Origin of the sequence: Salinibacterium sp. ZJ450 (assembly GCF_011751885.2) — a bacterium.
In the GTDB taxonomy this organism is placed as follows: domain Bacteria; phylum Actinomycetota; class Actinomycetes; order Actinomycetales; family Microbacteriaceae; genus Ruicaihuangia.
In genome coordinates this window covers 3,414,616-3,437,457 of the sequence record NZ_CP061771.1, presented here as the reverse complement: position 1 = coordinate 3,437,457, position 22,842 = coordinate 3,414,616, and the positions used below count along the sequence as shown (strand labels likewise).

Below are 22,842 nucleotides of genomic sequence, written 5' to 3'. Positions count from 1 at the left end.
ATCGCGTAACGCGGCGACTGGTGCCGGTACGTTTAGTAGAGCCATCCAGTCACAGGAGAAACCATGACCCGCCGCGTCTATTCCTCGATCACCGACGTTGTCGGACACACCCCGCTCGTGCAGCTGAACCGTGTCACCGCGGGCGCAGGCGCCACGGTGCTCGCCAAGCTGGAGTTCTACAACCCCTCGGCGAGCGTGAAAGACCGCATCGGCGTGGCGATCGTCGACGCGGCCGAGCAGTCCGGCGCGCTGAAGCCCGGCGGCACGATCGTGGAAGGCACCAGCGGCAACACCGGTATCGCGTTGGCCATGGTGGGCGCGGCACGTGGGTACCGCGTCATCCTGACCATGCCCGAGACGATGAGCACGGAACGCAAGATGCTGCTGCGCGCGTACGGTGCCGAGGTCGTGCTCACCACCGGTGCGGACGGCATGCGCGGGGCGGTGGCGAAGGCCGAGGAGATCGTGGCGGCGACGCCGGGTGCGGTGCTGGCCCAGCAGTTCGCGAACGAGGCGAACCCGGCGATCCACCGCTCGACCACCGGTGAGGAGATCTGGGCGGACACCGAGGGCGACGTCGACATCCTCGTCGCGGGAGTCGGCACCGGCGGCACTATCACCGGCGCCGGGCAGCTGCTCAAGGAGCGCAAGCCGGGGCTGCAGGTGGTCGCGGTCGAGCCCGAGGAATCGCCGATCCTGAACGGCGGCCAGCCCGGCCCGCACAAGATCCAGGGCATCGGGGCAAACTTCGTTCCCGACATCCTCGACACCACGGTCTACGACGAGGTCATCGACGTCAACATCACCCAGTCGGTCGAGACCGCCCGCCGGCTCGCCGCCGAGGAGGGCATCCTCGCCGGCATTTCGTCGGGTGCCGCCGTGTACGCCGCCCTTCAGTTGGCGAACCGTCCGGAGAACGCCGGCAAGACCATCGTCGTGATCATCCCGAGCTTCGGGGAACGGTACCTGTCGACGGTGCTGTACGAGAACCTGCGGGACTAGGTGTCGGTTCGCGACGACATCCGCGCCGCGCAACGCAACGACCCGGCCGCGCGCGGCGCCTTCGAGGTGTGGCTGACGTACTCGGGCCTGCACGCGGTGTGGGGATATCGCCTGGCGCACCGGCTGTGGAGGGGCGGATGGCGCTTTCTGGCCCGCGTGGTGTCGCAGGGGACTCGGTTCCTGACCGGGGTGGAGATCCATCCCGGGGCGACGATCGGGCGACGCCTGTTCATTGACCACGGCATGGGCGTGGTCATCGGCGAGACCGCGGTGATCGGCGACGACGTGCTGATGTACCACGGGGTCACGCTGGGCGGTAAAGGCAACGAGGTGGGCCAGCGGCATCCGCGGATCGGCGATCGCGTGGTGCTCGGCGCCGGCTCCACGGTGCTCGGCGGCGTCACGATCGGCGCCGACAGTGTCGTGGCGGCCGCGGCGGTCGTGCTGAAGTCCGCGCCGCCGGGGTCGCTGCTTGCGGGGGTGCCGGCGAAGTTCCGGCCGCGCGACGGCGGCGGGTTCGGCCCGGCTACGGAATAGGGCGGCTGTCGCCCGCATCACGTTCGTTCGTAAGGACCTCCGGCGCCACGCCGACTTGCACGGCCAGGATTAGCGGCGTGTCGACCGCAAGTCCTCCGCCACGTACAAGTAGGTGGCGCAGGAGCGCGACTCGGCGCCCGGACGAGGTGACGCAGACGTAGCGGCGCCTCTCGACGCGGGCGGGGATCGCTTGCGAGTCGGAGCGTGGATCGGTTCGCGGTCAGAGCGTGGATCGGTTCGCGCAGGCCCGGGCGTGTCCCGGCGCACCCGTCATAGGCTGACGCAATGACCAGCACAGCGCCGTACGGATCATGGACGTCCCCGATCGAGGCCTCCGAGCTCGTGGCGAGCGGACATCCGCTCTCCGGCGGCGCGTACGTCGGCGACGAGATCTGGTGGCTCGAGGCGCGACCGACCGAGGGTGGCCGGCTCGCGGTGCGCCGCATGCAGGATGGCGAACCGGTCGACGTGCTGCCCACGCCGTGGAATGCCCGCACCCGCGTGCATGAGTACGGCGGCGGCGCGTGGACGGTGACGGATGCCGGTGCGCTCGTGTTCGCGGAATTCTCCGACCAGCGCCTCTACCGCCTCGACCCCGGCGCCACCGACCCGGTGCCGCTCAGCCCGGTCGATCAGGGCATGCGCTTTGCCGAACTCACCGTGCACGGCGACGAGGTGATCGCGGTGCGCGAGACCCACCGCGACGGCCGGATCTCGCGGGACATCGTGGCCGTGCCGCTCGACGGGAGCGCCGCGGGCGGGGCCGACGACGTGTCTACCGCCACTGTGGCAACCGATGCTGCCTCGACCGGAGCCGCGCCCGCCGAGACCGCTACGCCCGCCGAGACCGCTACGCCCGCCGAGACCGCTACGCCCGCCGAGACCGCTACGCCCGCCGAGACCGCTACGCCCGCCGAGACCGCTACGCCCGCCGAGACCGCTACGCCCGCCGACACCGCTACGCCCGCCGTGCCCGCACCATCCGCCCCAACCGAACCCCGCGGCATCCGTTCAATCGTGGCCGGTTCCCGCTTTCTTGCCTATCCGCGCATCTCGCCGGACGGCACCCGGATCGCGTGGATCGCCTGGAACCATCCGCAGATGCCGTGGGACGGCACCGAGCTGCGGGTCGGCGACCTCGAGGGCGGTGTCGTCACGAGCTGGCGGATCCTGATCGGCGGACCCACCGAGTCCGTGCTGCAACCGGAATGGGCCGGCAACGACGCGCTGTACGCGATCAGCGACCGCACCGGCTGGTGGAACCTGTACCGGCTCGACCGCGGCGGACTCACGCGCGCGCTGCACCCGGTGGACGCCGACTTCGCCGGCGCCCTGTGGCAACTCGGCATGCGCTGGTACCAGCCGCTCGACGACGGCACGCTGCTCACGGTGCGCACGCGCGGCACCGACACGCTCGGCATCCTCGATCCGGCCAGCGGCACGCTCACCGACATCGACTTGCCGCTCACGTCGATCGTGCTCGGCGATGTCGCGGGCGACCGGGCGCTGCTGATCGGCGGCGGGACCCAGCACACGGCCGGACTGCGCGAACTGCGGGGGCTGGGCGAGTGGGCCGAGCCGGCCCCGTTGCCCGAGCCAGCCGAGCCAGCCGAGCCGCGCGAGCAGCGCGCCCAGCGAGGTGCGGCCACGCTCCGCGACATCCGTCTGTCCGTCGATACGATTCCGGATGTCGCGTACCTGCCGGAAGCGCGCACGGTGCAGTTCGGCGGGGTGCACGCGGTGGTCTACGCGCCGCGCAATCCGGAGTTTCAGGCGCCCGCCGGGGAGTTGCCGCCGTATGTGGCGTTCGTGCACGGAGGGCCGACCTCGCACGTGATGCCCATGCTGAACGTTCCGTACGCGTACTTCACCTCGCGCGGCATCGGCGTGATCGACGTGAATTACGGCGGATCCACCGGCTATGGCCGCGCCTATCGGGAGCGGCTGAAGGGGCAGTGGGGCGTGGTCGACGTCGACGACACGGTGCGCGCGGTGCGGGGACTGGCGGATGCCGCGCTCGCCGACCCCAAGCGACTGGCGATTCGCGGAGGCTCGGCTGGTGGGCTGACGGTGTTGGCGGCGCTGACCTCGTCCGACGTGTTCGCCTGCGGTACCTCTTACTTCGGTGTCGCTGACCTGACCGCGCTCGCCGAGGACATGCACGACTTCGAATCGCGCTACCTGGACGGGCTGGTCGGGCCGCTGCCGGAGTCGGCGCTGCTCTACCAGCAGCGGGCGCCGCTCAACCGGGTGGACGCGCTGTCGTGTCCGGTGCTGCTGCTGCACGGGACCGATGACACGATCGTCGCGCCGGAGCAGGCGAAGCGGTTCCGTGATGCGTTGGTGGCCAACGGCATCCCGCACGCGCACGTGGAGTACGTGGGGGAGTCGCACGGCTTCGTGCGGGCGCAAACGATCATCCACGCGGCGCAGGCCGAGTTGTCGTTTTACGGGCAGGTGATGGGGTTCGAGCCGCCCGGGACTCCGGTGCTGCCGCTGTGGCGGGGGTGAGGCAGGGAGCTGGGTTCGGTCGTGGGCCGACTGCGTCCAACCCGCCTCGCGCGTCTTCTCCTCCACAAGAAGAACTTTCACAACTTACCAAATTCAGTAGAACATACCTTCGAATCCTGCGAAAATGGGTGCATGCCCCAGACCACGCTCCCCGACCTGCAAGCGCTCACCGCCGCCCTCGCGGCGGTCGGCGCGCTGTCGGTGGAGCAGGCCACCCTGGCCGCGCTGTCCGATGACCGGTTGCTGGACTGGCAGGCCGGCTACGCCGAGCTGACCCGCTCGGTGCAGGTCCGCAGCGCCGCGGTGGTCGGCGAGATCGCCCGCCGCTCGGCACCGGAACTCGGCCACGACGGGCTGGCGCAACGCACCGGGCACCGCACTCCGGAGAAGTTCGTGGCCGCCACCACCGGGGTGACCGAGGCCGAGGCCAGAACCCTGGTCAGCGTCGGCGCGATCATGGTGAACGCGGCCGAGACGGATGCCGGCGACCCCACCACGGAGCGGTCGTTCAAGCAGTCCCGGCCCTGGCTGGACGAGGTCGGCCGGGCGGTGGCCCGCGACGAGCTGTCGGTGGCGAAGGCCGAGGCGATCCGCAACGGCCTGGGCGACCTGCCGGCCGAGCAGCGCGGCGCCGACTCCCACACTGCTGCTGCCGGCACCGACCACGACACCGCTGCCGGCGCTGCTGGCGCGGGCGCGGGCGCTGCTGCCGGCGGAGGCGGGGTGACGGTGGCCGATCTGGCCGGGGCGGTGCTGCGGTTACTCGCCGAGGCCCCGGAGCTGTCCGCCGACCGGCTCTACCGGCGGGCCCGGGAGCTCCGCGACGAACTGGACGCGGCCGGCATCCTGGACCGGGAACGGGCGCTGCACCAGGCGCGCAGCATCCGCCGCTACCGGCAACCGGACGGGATGACCCGCTACGTGATCACCGCCGACCCGGAGAACGCCGAGCTGATCGATGAAACCATCGACGCCCTCACCTCACCCAAACGCGGCGGCCCCCGGTTCGTGACCCCGGCCGAGCTGGCCCGGGCCGAGGCCATCGAATCCGACCCGCGCTCCCCGGAACAGCTCGCCTTCGACGGCTTCCTCGCCCTGCTCCAGCTGGGCATCGACGCCGACCCCGGACAGATCTGCGGCAGCCGCAAACCCGCCGTCCGCCTGCTGGTCGCCGAAACCGAACTGCACAAGCCCGACGGCCGCGGCTGGATCGAGGGACAAAAGGTGCCGGTGTCGATGCAGACCATCACCCGGGCCATGTGCGAGGCCGGAGTCGTGCCGATCAGCTTCGGCGACGACGGCCAATCGCTCCGCCTCGGCCGCGAACAACGCCTGTTCAACCCGAAACAACGACTGGTCCTCGCCGCCCGAGACGGCGGCTGCATGTGGCCGGACTGTGACCGCCCCGCCTCCTGGTGCGAAGCACACCACATCGACGAATGGGACCGCGACCACGGGCTGACCGATATCGACAACGGCATCCTGCTCTGCCGACATCACCACCTGCTGCTCCACGACCACGGCTGGAGCATCACCCGCGCCCACGGACAGTACTGGCTGATCCCACCCGCCGCGGTCGACCCGCAACAAAAACCCCGACCCATGCCCTCCCGCAGCCAAGCACTCGCCGACCTACAACAACGCCCCGCATGAGAACCCCGCCGACCAACCAGCCCACCGCGGCCGCGGCGTCGATATTACGCATCCACGCCGCGCTTGCCGTCCATGTCTCGCGTGTCGTCGTCGTCGTCCTTGCCGTCCTTGTCCCGCTTGTCGCACTTGTTTTGCTTGCTGCCAAGCGCCGGTCATCCACCCTCGCCGGAAAGAGCCCGTCGTCCACACTGGTCGACAGCCCCCGGTCGTCCATCGCTGACAGTTCGCGTCAGACGCCGCGGCTACCCTTGATCGCATGACTCCCGCCCTCTCCGTACTCGAGACCACGTTCGGGTACGACTCGTTCCGCGGGCAGCAAGAAGAGATCGTGCAGCACGTGATCGCCGGCGGCGACGCCCTGGTGCTGATGCCCACCGGCGGCGGAAAGTCGCTGTGTTACCAGATTCCCGCGCTCGTCCGGGAGGGAACCGGCGTTGTCGTCTCACCGCTGATCGCCCTCATGCAAGACCAGGTTGACGCCCTCTCTGCGGTGGGTGCCCGCGCGGCGTTCCTCAACTCGACTCAGTCCTTCGAGGAGCGCGCCCGGGTCGAGGCCGCCTTCGTCGCCGGCGAACTCGACCTGCTCTACCTCGCACCAGAGCGCCTCAAGCTGGAGTCGACCGCCGCGCTGCTCGAACGAGGAACGGTCGCCCTGTTCGCCATCGACGAAGCGCACTGCGTGGCGCAGTGGGGCCACGACTTCCGGCCCGACTACCTCACCCTGTCGATGCTGCATGAGCGCTGGCCGAACGTACCGCGCATCGCCCTCACCGCCACCGCCACCGAGGCCACCCACCGCGAGATCACCACCCGACTCGACCTCGGCGCTGCCCGTCACTTCGTGTCGAGCTTCGACCGCCCGAACATCCAGTACCGCATCGCTCCCAAGCAGCAGCCGCAGAAACAGTTGCTCGACCTGATCCGCACCGAACACCCCGGCGACGCGGGCATCGTCTACTGCCTGTCGCGCGCGTCGGTGGAGAAGACCGCCGCGTTCCTTGCCGAGAACGGCGTGCCCGCCCTGCCGTACCACGCGGGCCTCCCGGCCGAGGTGCGCGCCGCGAACCAGTCCCGGTTCCTCCGCGACGACGGCCTCGTGATGGTGGCGACCATCGCGTTCGGCATGGGCATCGATAAGCCCGATGTGCGCTTCGTCGCCCACCTCGACCTGCCGAAGAGCGTCGAGGGCTACTACCAAGAAACCGGCCGCGCCGGCCGTGATGGACTGCCCTCCACCGCGTGGCTCGCCTACGGGCTACAGGATGTCGTGCAGCAACGCCGCATGATCGCCGACAATGACGGCGATGCCGAGCACCGCCGCAAACTCAGCCAGCACCTCGACGCCATGCTCGCGCTCTGCGAGACCATCGAATGCCGCCGAGTGCAGCTGCTCAAATACTTCGGTGAGGAATCGACACCGTGCGGCAACTGCGATACCTGCCTGCAACCGGTCGAAGGCTGGGACGGCACCGTCCCGGCTCAGAAGCTGCTCTCCACGGTCGTACGGCTGAAGCGGGAACGCGGCCAGCAGTTTGGCGCCGGCCACATCATTGACATCCTGCTGGGCAAGCAGACCGAACGGATGTCGCAGCAGGGGCACGACGCGCTCACCACGTTCGGCATCGGAACCGACCTGTCCGAGGCGGAGTGGCGCGGCGTGGTGCGCCAGCTGCTCGCGCAGGGGCTGCTGTCCGTGTCCGCCGACGGCTACGGCACCCTGGTCATCACCGAGGCGAGCGGCCAGGTGCTGAGCGGCGGCCGGGAGGTGCGCCTGCGCAAGGAAGCACCCCGCAACGGATCAGCCCGGCGGGCGAGCGGCGGCTCCCGGCGGTCAGCTCCGGTCGACCTGCCGGTATCAGCCACTGACCTGTTCGAACAACTGCGCGCCTGGCGGGCTGGGGTTGCCCGGGAGCAGGGTGTGCCGGCGTACGTGGTGTTCGGCGACGCGACCCTGCGCGGTATCGCGGTGACCCGGCCGAGTTCGCTCGAGGAGCTGTCCACGATCAGCGGCGTCGGCGAGAAGAAGCTCGAGACCTACGGTGACGCGGTGCTCGGCGTGGTGGCAGGGTAAGCGGCTCACAACGTGTGGGGCGCGGCGGAGTCGGTCTGGATGGGTGATAGTCGCGCGTGGCGTGGCGTGGCGTGGCGTGGCGTGGCGTGGCATGGCGAGGCGGTCCGGACAGGTTGCCGGTCAACGCGAGGGGCAGTTCGGACAGGCTACTGGCCAGGTGGTGCGGAGCAGTACGGACGGGGTGCCGGTCCCGCGAGGCGGGGTCGGTCCGGACAAGTGGTGATGCGCTGTGACTGACATGCTGCGTACCGAGCGACTACTGCTGCGAGGGTGGACACCTGCAGATCTGGCACCGTTCGCCGCAATGAACGCTGATCCCGAGGTCATGGAGCATTTCCCTGCTGTGCTGACCGCCGATCAGAGTGACGTCCTAGCCGAACGGATTGCGCAGCACTTCGACCGCGAAGGGTTCGGACTCTGGGCCGTAGAACGGGAGGGTACCTTTGTCGGATTCACCGGGCTGAGCCGCGTCCCGTTCGAGGCGCCATTCACTCCGGCGGTGGAGGTCGGCTGGCGTCTTGCCCGGGCCGCATGGGGCCACGGCTACGCGACCGAAGCGGCCCGCGCCGCAGTGCGGTTCGCCTTCGACACACTGCACCTCGACGAGATCGTGTCGTTCACTGCGCCGGCAAACGAGCGTTCCCGCGCGGTGATGCGGCGGCTCGGAATGACGCACAACCCCGCCGACGACTTCGACCACCCAAACCTCGCGCCGGGTCATCCGTTGCAGAAGCACGTCCTCTACCGGCTGCAACGGGAGCTTTAAACATGCCGTATATGCGCCGCACGGAATGGAAAGCGGCCTAAAGTGGTGGACCGTGCTCAAATTCTTTGCGCGCCTCTTGGCCGCCCCCCTTGCTCGGTTGATCTTCCGACCGCGCATCATCGGCCGATCCAACGTCCCTCAGCGCGGCCCCGTACTGCTCGCCAGCAATCACCTCTCGTTCATCGACAGCATCGTGATCACGCTGGTTGCCCCGCGATCGGTGTCGTTTCTTGCCAAGGCCGATTACTTCTCCGGAACCGGCTTCAAGGGCTGGCTGTCTCGCAGCTTCTTCACCAGCATCGGCGCGGTACCGGTGGTGCGCGGTGCCGGTCAGGCCGCCCAGGAATCGCTCGACGCCGGCCTCGGGATCCTCAACGACGGCAACGCGTTCGCGATCTACCCGGAGGGAACCCGATCGCTCGATGCGCGGCTGTACCGCGGCCGCACCGGCGTGGCGTGGCTCGCGCTGACCGCCAAGGTGCCTGTGGTGCCGGTTGCGCTCAGCGGCACCGAACGTCTGCAGCCCGTCGGGTCACGACGCATCCATCTACACCGCATCACGGTGGAGTTTGGCGCCCCTCTCGACCTGAGCCGTCATGGCGAAGCAAAGTCGGGTCGGGCGCGACGGCACGCCACCGACGAAGTGATGGCCGCGATCGGCCGGATGTCGGACCAGGAGCTTGCGAACATGTACAACGAGCCCCCCGCCGAGACCATTGGCGAACGAGTGCGCCGAGTGTTCCGCAGCCCGGCTTCCCTATAGGCCTAGATTCCCTATAGGCGAAAGCAGTGCCCGGTGAGAGCCGGTGTCGGCGCCGGTGCTCGAGCATTTCCGCGAGTCGAGCCTCGCGCGACTCGAGCGCCTTCGCGGGTCGAGCCCCTCGCCGGTAAAGCAGCCTCACGGGTCATACCGCGCCCCCTCGGGGCGATTGTGTGGGCAGGTTGGCACATTGGCCCGGCGCTAAGCGCTGATTTGCGCGCACAAACGGCTCGTCGGGAACCACGGGAGGCCGAGCTGACGAAGATCTTCCGATCAGCGAATGTTAGCGGCCAGACTGCCCGAGGCGGCCACGTAACTGCCCGCGTTATTGGCGGATGCGCCGCCCAAGGAACCACCCGGCACGCGTCGGGGACAACCGGCACAACCGGCTACGGCGCGCTGGTGATCTCGCTGTACAGGTAGTCGATGTCCTCCGGACCGACCGTCGTGCTCTTGAACATCCGTCGGTCGGGACGGGGCATCTTCACCGACGGCCAGATGCGCCCACCTGCCAGCCGGTCTTCGACGAGGGTGGCGAACGTGCCGTGGTGCAGAAGCAGATGACGAGCGAGCGAGCCGAAGGACCCGCGAAACAAGGCTGGGTTGCTGATGTACTGGATTGACGCGAGCAGCGGGAGGCCTTTGATACGACGCCTCCGCCACACGACGTAGCACGACTGGTCGCCGCGGACCAGCACCAGGTGCCGGGCCCACCGACACTCGGCGTGATCCGCGAAGTAGGTGCGAACGTGCCCCGTGAGAGTCGACGCGATCACCACTGGGTCGTCGCTGACCCGTGCGCGCGCTAGCCAGAACCACGGCACGTTGGGGACTGCGGCAGTGGCGGTGTCGAGGTACGTGAAGCCAAGTCGCAGGTTGAGTTTCTGCACCAGGTCGATCGGAGTGAGGTCAGTGAAGGTAACGTCCTTCTGGCCGAGGACAGCACGGACCATCCGCATACTGTGTGACCGGTACTCGGGGGTCGTGAACCAGACCGCAAGATTGCAGAAGCGCTCTAGGCGGCCGTTGATGACACGGGTCGAGTAGATCGCCGGGTACGCACCGACTACCCGTCCCTGGGCGCGCAGCAGGAATCCATGGTTGGGAGCAGTGCTACCAGACAGGTTTACCGTGGTGCGCCAGGCGTCTGCCCACTGGTCCGCGGGCGTGGCTGGCGGGAAGTGCTCACCGAGGAACAGCGCAACCTCGGGAAGGTCCCGGTCGGTGATGGGATGCACCGATACCAGCGGAGACGGTCCGTTTTCCTGATCCATGGCCCGATCCTATTCACCAATGCCATTTGCGGTGGTGATCGGCGGGTCAGTTGTAGTGCAGGCAGGGTTTCCTGACGGGGTGACAATCGAGGTGGGTACTTCGGCCGGTTCTCCTGGCCACCACCGGGCATTTCTGCTGGCCGCCCATGGGCAGTTCTCGTTGGCCGTTGACAAGGGAGGACTACGCGATCCCCCCAAACGACTCTCAACTGACCCCCAATAAGGGGGTAACGTCTCCTCATGACGTTCAACGATGGCGCCCGCAGTGGCGGACCCCGTGCCAGCCGCCGGGGCCGCAACGCCGGTATCGCGGTCGGCGGAGGCGGAATCGCCGTGGTCGCGCTCGTGCTGATCTCGCAGCTGTTTGGCGTCGACCTGTCCGGACTTCTCGGCGGCGGCACCGGAACGGACCAGGGTGCTCCCGGCAACGACACCCCGGTGGCGAACTGCGAGACCGGCGCCGACGCCAACGAGAACCTCGACTGCCGCCTCGATTTCACCGCGCAGTCGCTCGACGCCTACTGGGAAGGCCAACTCGGCGCCGAGTACACGCTGCCCGCGTTCGTGCTGTTTCAAGAAGCGGTCGGCACCGGATGCGGCAACGCCACCAGCGCCGTTGGACCGTTCTATTGCCCGCCCGACGCGACCGTGTACATCGACACGGCGTTCTACGACGACTTGCGCACCCGGTTCGGCGCCCAGGGCGGACCGCTTGCCGAAGAGTATGTGGTCGCCCACGAGTGGGGCCACCACATCCAGAACATCACCGGCATCATGAACCAGGTGCAGCGCGGCGACACCGGTCCGACATCCGATGCCGTCCGCCTCGAACTGCAGGCCGACTGCTTTGCCGGCGCCTGGGCGGGAGCCGCCTCGACCGTGCCGGACGAATCCGGTACGCCGTTCCTCGAGCCGGTCACCGACGCGCAGGTCGCCGACGCCCTGAACGCCGCCGAGGTGATCGGCGACGACCGCATCCAGGAATCGACGCAGGGTCAGGTGAACCCCGAGACCTGGACGCACGGGTCGAGCGAGTCCCGGCAGCGCTGGTTCCTCGCCGGGCTGAACGGCGGAGCGAACGCCTGCGACACCTTCGCGGTGCCGGGCGAGCAGCTATAGCGCGAGCATCCACGAGCGAGCAGCTGAGCCGCGCAGTTGCAGCTAGCCGCAACACGCCCGACCCGATAACGTTCGAGCATGGATCAACTGTTCGACCTGATTGGCGGAATCCTGCCCGGGCTGGTGCTTTGGGCGATCGGTGCCGCGCTGGGCGTGCTGGTGTTCTATCACGTGGTCCGCGCCGCAGTGCGTCGAGCGCTCCGCCAGCACCAGGAGTGGCTCGAGGAACGCGGCCTGCGCTGAGCGCGTCCCGAAAACCCCTGAGCAGAGCTCGAGAACGCATATCACGTCTGACCTATTGACGCCAAGCCGACACGCTGGCTAATGTGACAGTCACCCGTTTACCCGGTGTTGCCCGACGCCCGACATGACGCACGCTGACGATCTGATCCCTGACGTCTGCGCTGCGTAACACCCCACTGTTAGTCACGGCTCTCACCACAGCAATCCCTTGCTGTTGTTTCCCTGTAACCCGAATGCAGGTGCACTTTAGTGAATGCTTTAGCGACGGCTTTTTCCGAGCCGACCGGCCCCACCCCACGCCTCCGCGGCGGCCTGCTGCGCGCCGCGCTATCGCTCGGCGTCGCCCTCGCGCTCACCGCCGCGGGCCTGGCCGGTGTGGTGCCGAGCGCTGCCGCGGCCGAGCCGTGTGGGCCGGGATCGAACGCCATTGCCTGCGAAAACAGCAAGCCGGGCACACCGCCGGAAGTCTGGGACATCAGTGGAGCCGGTGACCCCAGCATCCAGGGCTTCGCCACCGACATCAGTGTGAACATCGGCAGCCGCATCGACTTCAAGATCGACACGGATGCCGCGAACTACTCGATCCGCATCTTCCGCACCGGCTGGTACCAGGGCGACGGCGCCCGCCTGATCGACACCGTGCAGCCCTCCGCCACGCTGCCGCAGAATCAGCCAGAGTGCATCAGTGACCTCAGCACTGAGCTGTACGACTGCGGCACGTGGGGCGTCTCGGCGTCTTGGAACGTGCCCGTGGCTGCCGTCTCCGGGGTGTACATCGCACTGCTCAAGCGACTGGACACCGGTGGGGAGAGTCATGTCACCTTCATCGTGCGCGATGACTCGAGCACCAGCGACATCCTGTTCCAAACGTCCGACACCACCTGGCACGCCTACAACTCGTATGGCGGATCGGACTTCTACCAGGGCGGCGCCAACGGCCGCGCCCACAAGATCAGCTACAACCGGCCTTTCGCGACCCGGGAAGGCACCACGTCCCGCGACTTCTACTTCTCAAGCGAATACGCCCAGGTGCGCTTTCTCGAACGCAACGGCTACGACGTCAGCTACGCCAGCGGCATCGACAGTGACCGGTTCGGATCGCACCTGCTGAACCACCGCGTGTTCCTGTCCGTCGGCCACGACGAGTACTGGTCCGGCGCACAACGCACGAACATCGAGGCCGCTCGTGATGCCGGCGTGAACATGCAGTTCCTCAGCGGAAACGAAGGCTACTGGCGCACTCGCTACGAGCCGGCCGCATCGGACGACGCCACCGCCTATCGCACGCTCGTTTCCTACAAGGAAACCTGGGGCAACGCCAAGATCGACCCGGCCGCTGCTGAGTGGACCGGGACCTGGCGCGACCCGCGGTTCGCCGCCCAGTCCACCGGCGCCGGGCTTCCCGAGAACGCGGTCTCCGGCACCATGTTCCAATCCAACCGCAGCGCTCTCCCGGTGACCGTATCGAGTGCCGAAGGCAAGCTGCGACTCTGGCGCAACACGTCACTCACCGCTCTCAGCCCCGGTGCCTCGGCCGAACTCGCGCCACTCACCGTCGGCTACGAATCCAACGAGGACGTCGACAACGGCTTTAGACCGGACGGCATGATCCGGATGTCGACGACGACCGGGCCCTCCGATGAATACCTCAGCGACTACGGCAACACCATCGTCACCGACCGCGCCACCACCCACCACGTCACCCTGTACCAGGCAGCGAGCGGCGCCCTGGTGTTCTCCGCCGCCAGCATTCAGTGGGCCTGGGGACTCGACAACACCCACGACGGAGTCGGCGGTGCCGTCGACAGCCGGATGCAGCAGGCCCAGGTCAACCTGCTGGCCGACATGGGCGCGCAACCGGCCACCCTGATGGCCGAGCTGGTCCCGGCCACCCAGAGCACCGACACCGTCGCGCCCACGGTAACCGTGACGTCGCCCGCCGCGAACTCCTCGATCGGCAACGGAACCCTCGTGACCGTCAGCGGAACCGCGACCGACGTCGGCGGACGCGTCGCCGGCGTTGAGGTCTCCACCGACGGCGGCGTGCGCTGGCACCCGGCGACCGGCACCGACCAGTGGAACTACACCTACCCACAAACCGGCCAGGGCACCCAGAGCATCCGCGTGCGGGCGATCGACGACAGCGGCAACTTCCCGACCCTGACAGCAGACGTACCGGTCACCGTCACGGGACCGTCCAGCGTGTTCGGTGACGCCGTCCCCGACCAGGTCGACTCCGACGACGGCTCTGCCGTCGAACTCGGGCTGCGCTTCACCCCCACCGTCAACGGCTTCGCCACCGGAGTGCGCTTCTTCAAGAGCGCTGCGAACACCGGTGTGCACACCGGGTCGCTCTGGGATGCCGCGGGCACCAGGCTGGCAACCCTCGGGTTCTCCGGGGAGAGCCCCTCCGGCTGGCAGACCGCGTACTTCGACGCCGCTGTCGCCCTGATCGCGGGCGAGAGCTATGTCGTTTCGTACACGGCACCGCGCGGGCATTATGCGGTTGAGTCGTACTACTGGCCGTATTCCGCGGTCGCAAGCCCGCCGCTTTCTGTGCCGAGCGGATTCGGCGCGCTTCCGGCCGGTCTATACGGTGACCCCGGGCAGTTCCCGGCCGAGAGCTTCCAAGACAGCAACTACTTCGTCGATGTGGTCTTCGACCTGGTCAACACCACCCCGCTGGTGGCCACCAGTCATTGGCCCGCACCCGGCGCTACCGGCGCCTCGGTGGACACCACGATCAGCGCGCGCCTCTCGAATGATGTGGACGCGGCATCCGTCGGCCTGACCGTGCGCAACATCGCCGGCGGCGCCGTCGACGGTGTGCTCAGCTACGACCCGGCAACGCGCACCGTGCTCTTCGACCCGACCGCGCCGCTGGCCCCGACCACCAGCTACTCGGTCAGTCTCAGCGCCACCAGCAGCACTGGCGGGCCCCTGAGCGCGGGCGGCGCCTGGACCTTCACCACCGCGGACGCCGACACCGAGGCGGTCTGCCCGTGCACCATCTTCCCGCCGGAGACCGTCCCGCAGGTGCTCGAAGTGATGGACAGCGGAGCGGTCACCGTCGGAGTGCGATTCACCCCGACCACCTCCGGCGCGATCGCCGGCATCCGGTTCTACAAGGGCCCGTCGAACGGCGGAACCCACGTCGGATCGCTGTGGACCGGTGCGGGCTCGCCGCTCGGGCTGACCACGTTCGTGAACGAGACCGCTTCCGGCTGGCAGACCGTGTACTTCAGCCAGCCGATCACCGTGCAGGCCGGTTCCGAATATGTCGCCGCGTACCGCACCACCGCCGGAACATACTCCGCCACCGTCGGCGGCTTCAGCAGCGGGTTCAGCCGAGGGCCGCTCACCGTTCCAGCCGGGGGCGGCGCATACACCTACTCGACCGGGTTCCCTGGCTCGTCGTCCAGCAGCAATTACCTAGTCGACGTGGTCTTCGTCACCGACGCCACCGGGTCAAGTCCGCTCTCCGTGACCTCCAGCAACCCCACGGCTGGGCAGACGGATGTCGCGACCTCGGCGACCGTGTCGGCAGTCGTGTCCAACAGCAACCCCGACAGCGTGCCGGTGATCGGGCTGACCACCGCCACAGGCCCCGTCGCGGGCAGCGTGACCTGGGATGCCAGCACCGCGACAGTGACATTCACCCCGAGCGCGCCGCTCGCCGCGGCCACGCAGTACTCCGCCATCGTGTCGTCCGGCGGAACCGTGCTCGTCGGCGGCAGCTGGAACTTCACCACCGCCGACCAGTCCGTGTTCGACGGCGAGTTCACCCTGCTCGGCAGCGAGACCCCGCAGGTGCTGGCCGACAGCGACGCCGATGCGGTCGAGCTCGGGATGGCGTTCACCGTGTCGCAGCCAGGTGCGGTCACCGGCATCCGTTTCTACAAGGGTGCAGGCAACACCGGAACGCACCGCGGCAGCCTGTGGTCGGCAAGCGGCGAACGGCTCGCCACGGTCACGTTCGCCGGCGAGTCGTCGTCGGGATGGCAGACGGCACGATTCGCGACCCCGTACCCGCTGACGCCAGGGCAGGAGTACGTGGTGTCCTATTTCGCGCCGCGCGGCCATTATGCTGTCACCTCCGACTACTTCAGCACGCTCCGCCGGTCCGGCCCGATCACCGCCGACGTGGGAGCCAACGGCCGCTTCCTCTACACGACCGGTGGCGGGTTCCCCACGGGGACTTGGAAGGCGTCCAACTACTTCGTCGACGTGCTGTTCGCCACCGGAACCGTGACGCCGCCGGCGCCGGTGACCCTGCAGGCGACGAATCCCGCCAGCGGGCAGACGGATGTCGCGACATCCGCCGTCATCAGCGCCGAACTGTCGGCGAACCCCACCCAGGGCGCGCCCGCGCTCGAGGTGACCGGCCCGGCCGGTCCCGTCGCGGGCAGCAGCAGCTACGACAGCAGCACCCGCACGGTCAGCTTCACCCCGGACGCCGAGCTCGACCGGATCACCCAGTACACGGCCACCGTGTCGATCGGCGGCGCGCCTTTGGCCGACGGCAGCTGGTCGTTCACGACCGTGCCGCCACCGCCGCTGAGCGGGGAGTTCACGCTGCTCGACTCGGCAACTCCCGCGGTGACCGCGGTCACGGATGACAACAGCGCGGTCGAGTTGGGCATGGCGTTCTCGGTTACACAGCCCGGCGCGGTCACCGCGATCCGGTTCTACAAGGGCACCGGCAACGGCGGCAGCCACGTTGGGACCCTGTGGTCGGCAACCGGCACAGCCCTGGGAACGGTGGCGTTCACCGCAGAGACCGCGGCCGGCTGGCAGACCGCAGCCCTCGCCAGTCCGGTGAGCCTCACACCCGGCGAGACCTACGTGGTGTCGTACCTTGCGCCCCAGGGGCGCTACGCCGCCGACGCCGGCTACTTCGCGGTACCGCGATCGAACGGACCGCTGATCGCCGACAGCACGAACGGCCGGTACCGCTACGGCAGCCCGGGAGGCTTCCCGGCGGACACCTGGAACGCCACCAGCTATGGCGTCGACGTGGTGTTCGTCACCAGCGACCTGCTCACCGCCCCCGAGCCCACCCCGGCGCCCGACCCAACGCCCGCTCCTGACCCCACCCCCACGCCCGACCCGGATCCCACCCCCACCCCGGAGCCGGAACCCGCCCCGGCGACCGCCGTCAGCACCGTCAGCCCCGCACCGAACAGCACTGACGTTGCACCCACGACATCGGTCACCGCCCAGGTGACAAATGCCGGCACCGCGACCCCGGTGCTCGGCCTCACCGGACCGAGCGGCGCGGTGCCCGGCACCTCGACGTTCGACCCAGCAACCGGAACGCTGACCTTCGTGCCGACGGCACCCCTGCCCTGGGCGACAAAGGTCAACGCGGTGGTCGCGCTGGAGGCCAGCGGTGCCCCGCTGCCCGGCGGAACGTGGGACTTCACCACCGCGGAGGAGCCAGCGGTACTCGCCGCCGTCTCGATCTTCGGCGACGCGGTGCCGGCCGTCGACGCGTGGGACGACACATCCTCGGTGCAGGTGGGCGTGCGCTTCACCGCGTCCGAGTCTGGACTGGTCACCGGCATCCGCTTCTATAAAGGCGCGGCCAACACCGGAACTCACACCGGCTACCTGTGGAGCGCGACCGGTGAACGGCTCGCCGAGATTTCGTTCCTGGATGAGACGGCCAGCGGCTGGCAGCAGGCCACCCTGTCGACACCGGTGCCGATGGACCCCGGGATCGAGTTCCGCGCCAGCCTGCACAGCACCACCGGCCGCTACGCCGTCGACCTCGACGGCCTGCGCGGTTCGGTGACCAACGGCCCGCTGTCGACCGTCGCCTCCGGCGGCGTCTACCGCTACGGGCCCATCGACTATCCCGACAGCGTCTCAGACCACAACTTCTGGGTCGACGTGCTGTTCACACCGAACGGCTGACCGCCCACACGCGCACCTGCCAGAACCACGGAATTGGGGGAACAATGCAGGAACGACTACGCATCGCCATCATTGGCGCTGGCTACTGGGGGCCCAACCTCGCCCGAAATTTCCACGCCAGCCCCGACTGGGAACTCGCCGCCATCTGCGACCTCGACGGTGAGCGGGCCAGGCGGGTGGCTGACCAGGTCGGCAACGTCGCCGTGGTCACCGACCTGAATGACGTGCTGACGGATGCCGCGATCCACGCGGTCGCGATCGCCACGCCCGCCCGCACCCACCATGCCATCGCGCTCGCCGCCCTGCGCGCCGGCAAGCACGTGGTGGTCGAGAAGCCGCTCGCCGACACCCGCGAGCACGGTGACGCCATGGTGCGGGAGGCCACCGAGCGCGGACTGGTGCTGATGGCCGACCACACCTATTGCTACACGCCAGCGGTGCAGCGGATTCGGGAGCTGGTCGAGGAGGGGGCGCTCGGCGACATCCTGTTCATCGACTCCGTGCGCATCAACCTGGGACTGATCCAACCCGACGTCGACGTGTTCTGGGACCTCGCGCCCCACGACCTGTCGATCATCGACTTCATCCTGCCGGGCGGACTGCGGCCCCGGTCGGTGTCAGCCCAGGGCGCCGACCCGCTCGGCGCGGGCAAGGCCTGCGTCGGGTACCTCACGATCCCGTTCGGCGCGGGGGCTATCGCCCACGTGCATGTCAACTGGCTGAGCCCCACCAAGATCCGCCGGATGGTCATCGGTGGCACCAAGCAGACTCTGGTCTGGGATGACCTGAACCCGCAGCAGCGGCTCAGCATCTACGACCGCGGCGTCGACATCGAACGGCAATCGGCGACCAGCGTCGAGCGCAAGGCATCCACCGTGTCGTACCGGCTCGGCGACACCTGGTCGCCGGCACTGCCGGAGCACGAGGCGTTGGCGCTGATGGCCACCGAATTCGCGGCGGCGATCCGCGAGGAGCGGGCCCCGCGCACCGACGGCCGGGCCGCGATGCGGGTGCTGTCGGTGCTGGATGCCGCGGCCGTCAGCCTGCGCGCGGCAGGTGCCGCCGTCCCCATTGAAGAGGATCTTCCCGACCTGGAGGTAGTGGCATGAGCACGATCGAAGGAGCCACCGTGCTCGTCACCGGCGGTGCCGGCACCATCGGATCGGCAATCGTCGACCAGCTGCTCGACGCGGGAGCCGCCCACATCGACGTGTTGGACAACCTGGTGCGCGGCCGGGTGGCGAACCTCGAACCGGCGCTGCAGAGCGGCCGGGTCACGCTCATCGAAGGCGACCTGCGCGATCGCGACGCCGTCAACGAGGTCACTAGGGGCAAGGATCTGGTGTTCCACCAGGCCGCCATCCGCATCACCCAGTGCGCCGAAGACCCCCGCCTGGCGCTCGAGGTGCTCGTCGACGGCACTTTTAACGTTCTGGAAGCGGCCGTGAACCACTCGGTCGGCAAGGTGATCGCGGCATCCAGCGCCTCGGTGTACGGCCTGGCCGACCAATTCCCCACCGGCGAGGGCCACCATCACCACAACAACGACACCTTCTACGGGGCGGCGAAATCCTTCAACGAGGGGATGCTGCGCAGCTTCCGGGCCATGTACGGCCTCGACTTCGTGCTGCTGCGCTACTTCAACGTGTATGGGCCCCGGATGGACGTGCACGGCGTGTACACCGAGGTGCTGGTGCGCTGGATGGAGCGCATCGCCGACGGGATGCCGCCACTCATCTTCGGCGACGGCGCGCAGACGATGGACTTCGTCTTCACCCGCGACATCGCCAGGGCCAACCTGCTCGCCGCAGCCAGTGACGTGGCTGAGGGCGTGTACAACGTCGCCAGCGGAACCGAGACCAGCCTGCTCGAACTGGCCGAAGCGCTGCTCGCGGCGATGGACTCCGACCTGTCGGTGACGCACGGCCCCGAGCGCGCGGTGAACGGCGTGGTTCGACGGCTCGCCGACACCACTGCCGCCCGCCGCGACCTCGGATTCACCGCCGAGGTGGGGCTCGAAGACGGCCTTCGCCAACTCGTGGAGTGGTGGCATCCGCTTCGCGAAGAAATCGCGGCCGGACGGACGGTGCCAGCATGAACGGGGACGATCGCATCAGCGTGATGAAGCCGTGGCTCGGCGAGGAGGAGATCGCCGCGGTCACCGCGGTGATCCAGAGCGGCTGGGTGGCGCAGGGCCCGCAGGTTGCCCGCTTCGAGCAACTGTTCGCCGAGGCGATGCAGGCCGAGCACGCCATTGCCACCTCCAACTGCACCACGGCGCTGCACCTGGCGCTGGTAGTTGCCGGCATCCAGCCCGGCGACGAGGTCATCGTTCCTTCCTTTTCGTTCATCGCCACCGCGAACGCGCCGAGCTATGTCGGGGCGCTCGCCGTGTTCGCCGACGTCGACGCGCAGACCGGCAACGTCACCGCCGAAACCATCGCCCCGCTGCTCACCGAGCGCACCCGCGCCGTGATCATCGTCGACCAGGGCGGGATGCCGGTGCACCTCACGTCAATCCGGGCACTGTGCGATCCGCTCGGCATCACCGTGATTGAGGATGCCGCGTGCGGCGCCGGCTCCCGGTATCTGGGTCGCCCGGTCGGGGCGTCCGCGGAGCTGGTGGCCTGGTCGTTCCACCCGCGCAAGCTGCTCACCACTGGGGAAGGCGGCATGCTCACCACCTCGCGCGCCGACTGGGCGGCCCGAGCCCGTCGCCTGCGCGAGCACGCGATGAGCAGCTCGGCCGCCGAACGGCACCTCGCGCTGGTCGCGCCGGAGGAACACTACGACGAGATCGGCTTCAACTACCGGATGACCGACCTGCAGGCCGCCGTCGGCATCGTGCAACTCGACAAGCTGCCGACTCTGGTTCGGCGGCGGCGGGAACTCGCCGCGACCTACACCGACGCGTTGCAGCACGTTCCGGGGTTGCGGGCGGTCGTCGATCCCGACTGGGGCACTAGCAACTTCCAGTCGATGTGGGTCGAGATCTGCGAGGAGTACCCGCTCGACCGGGAGGCGCTGCTGCAGCACCTGGCCGAAGCTGGCATCTCGGCCCGCCGCGGCATCATGTCCGCGCACCTGCAGCGGGCGTACGCCAGCGGCACGTCGATTCGGGTGCCGCTGCCGGTGTCCGAGCGGCTGACCCGCGGCACGCTGATCCTGCCGCTGTATCACCAGCTGGACGAGACGCAGCAGGCCACCGTGATCGACGCCCTGCTCGCCCCAGTCGTGGCGGTCGGTCATGGCTGACGTGCTGCTGGTCGCCGCGAGCGGCCTGGCGAGGGAGGCACTCTCGGTGCTGCGTCGTTCCGGCCAGCACACCGTGGTCGGGTTCCTCGACGACGACGCGTCCAAGTGGGGCAAGAGCCTCGACGGCGTGCCGGTCGTCGGCGGAATCGATGATGCGAGCAACCACCCCCAGTCGAGCCTGCTGATCTGCGCCGGGCGCGGCATCGTGCGCGCGGCGATCGCGGCCCGCCTTGCCGAGCGGGGCCGCACCAAGGACGACTACGTCACGGTGATCGATCCGAGCGTGCTGCTGCCGTCGGACTGTACGGTCGGCGAGGGCAGCATCCTGCTCGCCGGTGTCGTTCTGACCACCAACGTGGAACTCGGCAGGCACGTTGTCGTCATGCCGCACGTCACGCTGACTCACGACGACCTCGTCGAATCCTTCGCCACGCTCTGCGCGGGCGTGGCGCTCGGGGGACACGCCTGGATCGGGGAGGGCGCGTACCTCGGCATGAACGCGAGCGTGCGGGAGGGCATCCGGGTCGGCCGGCACTCGGTGCTCGGCATGGGCGCGGCGCTGACCCAGGATCTGCCGTCGGGAGAAACGTGGGTGGGAGTTCCCGCCCGTCAGCTGGAGGTTTCGCGAGCATGAGGGTTCCGTTCGTAGATCTGGTGTCGCAGCAAGCCGAGATCGCCGACGAGGTGCTTCCGGTGTGGGAGCGCCTGTTCGCCACGGCCGGCTTCATCGGCGGTGAGCAGGTCGACGCGTTCGAACGCGAGTATGCCGAGTTCGCCGGCGTGCGCTACTGCGTCGGCGTCGGCAACGGCACCGACGCGCTGGAGTTGGCGTTCCGGGCGGCAGGGGTCGGCCAGGGCGACGAGGTCATCGTTCCGGTGAACACGTTCATCGCGACGGCGGAGGCGGTCTCCCGGATCGGCGCCGTGCCGGTATTCGTCGACGTGGACCCCGATCAGCTGCTGATCGACCCGGCCGCTGTCGAGGCGACGATCACCCCGCGGACGCGGGCAATCGCCCCGGTGCACCTGTACGGCCAGACCGCCCCGATGGAGGCGCTCGCCGCACTCGCCGAACGGCACGGGCTCGCCATCGTCGAAGATGCCGCGCAGTCGCAGGGGGCGTCATCCGCCGTCGGCCGCGCCGGCGCACTTGGCCACGTCGCTGCGACGAGCTTCTATCCGGGCAAGAACCTCGGCGCCGCCGGCGATGCCGGCGCGGTGCTCACCGACGACCCCGCCGTCGCGGAGTTCGTGCGCAACCTCGGCGCCCACGGCAGCTCGGTGAAATACGTGCACGACCGGGTGGGTGTGAACTCGCGCCTCGACGCCGTGCAGGCCGCGGTGCTGCGGGCGAAGCTACGCCGCCTCGGCACCTGGAACACCGCGCGCCGCGCCGCCGCCGCCCACTACGCCGAGCTGCTCGCCGACGTGCCGGGCGTTCGGGTGCCCACCGTCCGACCCGGCAACGAGGATGTCTGGCATCTCTACGTCGTGCAGGTCGACGAGCGCGACCGGGTGCACGCCGACCTCGGCAGCGCGGGAATCGGCGCCGCCATCCACTACCCGACCCCGTTGCACCTCACCGCCGCGTATGCCGATCTCGGCTATCGGAACGGGGAGTTTCCCGTCGCGGAGGCGGCGGCCGGCCGCATCCTCTCGCTGCCGATGTTCCCGCACCTGACGGCCGAGCATCAGTCCGATGTCGTCGACGCGCTTCGGAGGACTGTCTGAC

Annotated in this window: 17 protein-coding genes; 16 read left to right on the top strand and 1 reads right to left on the bottom strand. The window is 68.8% G+C overall.

The features are described from left to right. Positions 1-63 precede the first annotated feature (63 nt). The 8 genes from cysK (at position 64) to HCT51_RS16655 (ending at position 9,303) form a co-directional block, all read left to right on the top strand. Positions 64-1,002, top strand: a complete 939-nt coding sequence (cysK, locus tag HCT51_RS16690) for a cysteine synthase A (RefSeq protein ID WP_166874737.1) — start codon at positions 64-66, stop codon at positions 1,000-1,002. Continuing rightward, positions 1,003-1,539 (top strand): serine O-acetyltransferase EpsC, encoded by a 537-nt coding sequence (epsC, locus tag HCT51_RS16685; RefSeq protein WP_166874740.1) that lies wholly within the window; start codon positions 1,003-1,005, stop codon positions 1,537-1,539. It begins immediately after the preceding gene. Positions 1,540-1,824: 285 nt separating this feature from the next. Beyond that, complete coding sequence (locus HCT51_RS16680; protein WP_224760553.1) at positions 1,825-4,050, top strand: S9 family peptidase; 2,226 nt, start codon at positions 1,825-1,827, stop codon at positions 4,048-4,050. A 132-nt stretch (positions 4,051-4,182) separates the two neighbouring features. Continuing rightward, positions 4,183-5,703, top strand: coding sequence for an HNH endonuclease signature motif containing protein (locus HCT51_RS16675; protein WP_166874743.1), 1,521 nt, complete (start codon positions 4,183-4,185; stop codon positions 5,701-5,703). Then, entirely contained in the window at positions 5,700-5,963 is a 264-nt protein-coding gene (locus HCT51_RS16670) for a hypothetical protein (protein WP_166874749.1), read from the top strand. The genes HCT51_RS16675 and HCT51_RS16670 overlap by 4 nt, the downstream gene beginning before the upstream one ends. Next, positions 5,960-7,774: a DNA helicase RecQ gene (recQ, locus tag HCT51_RS16665; protein ID WP_166874754.1), complete on the top strand. Its 1,815-nt coding sequence runs from the start codon at positions 5,960-5,962 to the stop codon at positions 7,772-7,774. Before HCT51_RS16670 ends, recQ begins: the two co-directional genes overlap by 4 nt. 238 nt (positions 7,775-8,012) lie before the next feature. After that, the gene (locus tag HCT51_RS16660; protein WP_166875756.1) at positions 8,013-8,540 is read left to right on the top strand and encodes a GNAT family N-acetyltransferase; all 528 of its coding nucleotides are present in this window, start codon (positions 8,013-8,015) and stop codon (positions 8,538-8,540) included. 25 nt (positions 8,541-8,565) lie between these two features. Then, a complete protein-coding gene (locus tag HCT51_RS16655; protein WP_166874759.1) occupies positions 8,566-9,303 on the top strand; it encodes a lysophospholipid acyltransferase family protein in 738 nt (245 codons plus the stop codon). A 386-nt stretch (positions 9,304-9,689) separates the two neighbouring features. On the opposite strand, the gene HCT51_RS16650 is transcribed toward HCT51_RS16655, so the two are convergent. Continuing rightward, a complete protein-coding gene (locus tag HCT51_RS16650; RefSeq protein ID WP_166874764.1) occupies positions 9,690-10,574 on the bottom strand; it encodes a hypothetical protein in 885 nt (294 codons plus the stop codon). A gap of 240 nt (positions 10,575-10,814) precedes the next feature. Here HCT51_RS16650 and ypfJ point away from each other — a divergent pair, with 240 nt between their 5' ends. The 8 genes from ypfJ (at position 10,815) to HCT51_RS16610 (ending at position 22,841) form a co-directional block, all read left to right on the top strand. Further along, positions 10,815-11,693 carry a KPN_02809 family neutral zinc metallopeptidase gene (gene ypfJ / locus HCT51_RS16645; RefSeq protein WP_166874770.1) on the top strand — a complete coding sequence of 293 codons (879 nt, stop codon included), beginning with the start codon at positions 10,815-10,817 and terminating at the stop codon, positions 11,691-11,693. 78 nt (positions 11,694-11,771) lie between these two features. Further along, the gene (locus tag HCT51_RS16640) at positions 11,772-11,936 is read left to right on the top strand and encodes a phage holin family protein (protein WP_166874773.1); all 165 of its coding nucleotides are present in this window, start codon (positions 11,772-11,774) and stop codon (positions 11,934-11,936) included. 249 nt (positions 11,937-12,185) lie between these two features. After that, entirely contained in the window at positions 12,186-17,855 is a 5,670-nt protein-coding gene (locus HCT51_RS16635) for a DUF4082 domain-containing protein (RefSeq protein WP_166874777.1), read from the top strand. 44 nt (positions 17,856-17,899) lie between these two features. Beyond that, entirely contained in the window at positions 17,900-18,964 is a 1,065-nt protein-coding gene (locus HCT51_RS16630) for a Gfo/Idh/MocA family protein (protein ID WP_166874781.1), read from the top strand. Next, entirely contained in the window at positions 18,961-19,953 is a 993-nt protein-coding gene (locus tag HCT51_RS16625) for an SDR family NAD(P)-dependent oxidoreductase (RefSeq protein WP_166874785.1), read from the top strand. Before HCT51_RS16630 ends, HCT51_RS16625 begins: the two co-directional genes overlap by 4 nt. Further along, positions 19,950-21,110 (top strand): DegT/DnrJ/EryC1/StrS family aminotransferase, encoded by a 1,161-nt coding sequence (locus tag HCT51_RS16620; protein ID WP_224760552.1) that lies wholly within the window; start codon positions 19,950-19,952, stop codon positions 21,108-21,110. The genes HCT51_RS16625 and HCT51_RS16620 overlap by 4 nt, the downstream gene beginning before the upstream one ends. Beyond that, the gene (locus HCT51_RS16615) at positions 21,103-21,744 is read left to right on the top strand and encodes a NeuD/PglB/VioB family sugar acetyltransferase (RefSeq protein ID WP_166874789.1); all 642 of its coding nucleotides are present in this window, start codon (positions 21,103-21,105) and stop codon (positions 21,742-21,744) included. Before HCT51_RS16620 ends, HCT51_RS16615 begins: the two co-directional genes overlap by 8 nt. Continuing rightward, a complete protein-coding gene (locus HCT51_RS16610; RefSeq protein WP_166874793.1) occupies positions 21,741-22,841 on the top strand; it encodes a DegT/DnrJ/EryC1/StrS family aminotransferase in 1,101 nt (366 codons plus the stop codon). Before HCT51_RS16615 ends, HCT51_RS16610 begins: the two co-directional genes overlap by 4 nt. Position 22,842: the final 1 nt, after the last annotated feature.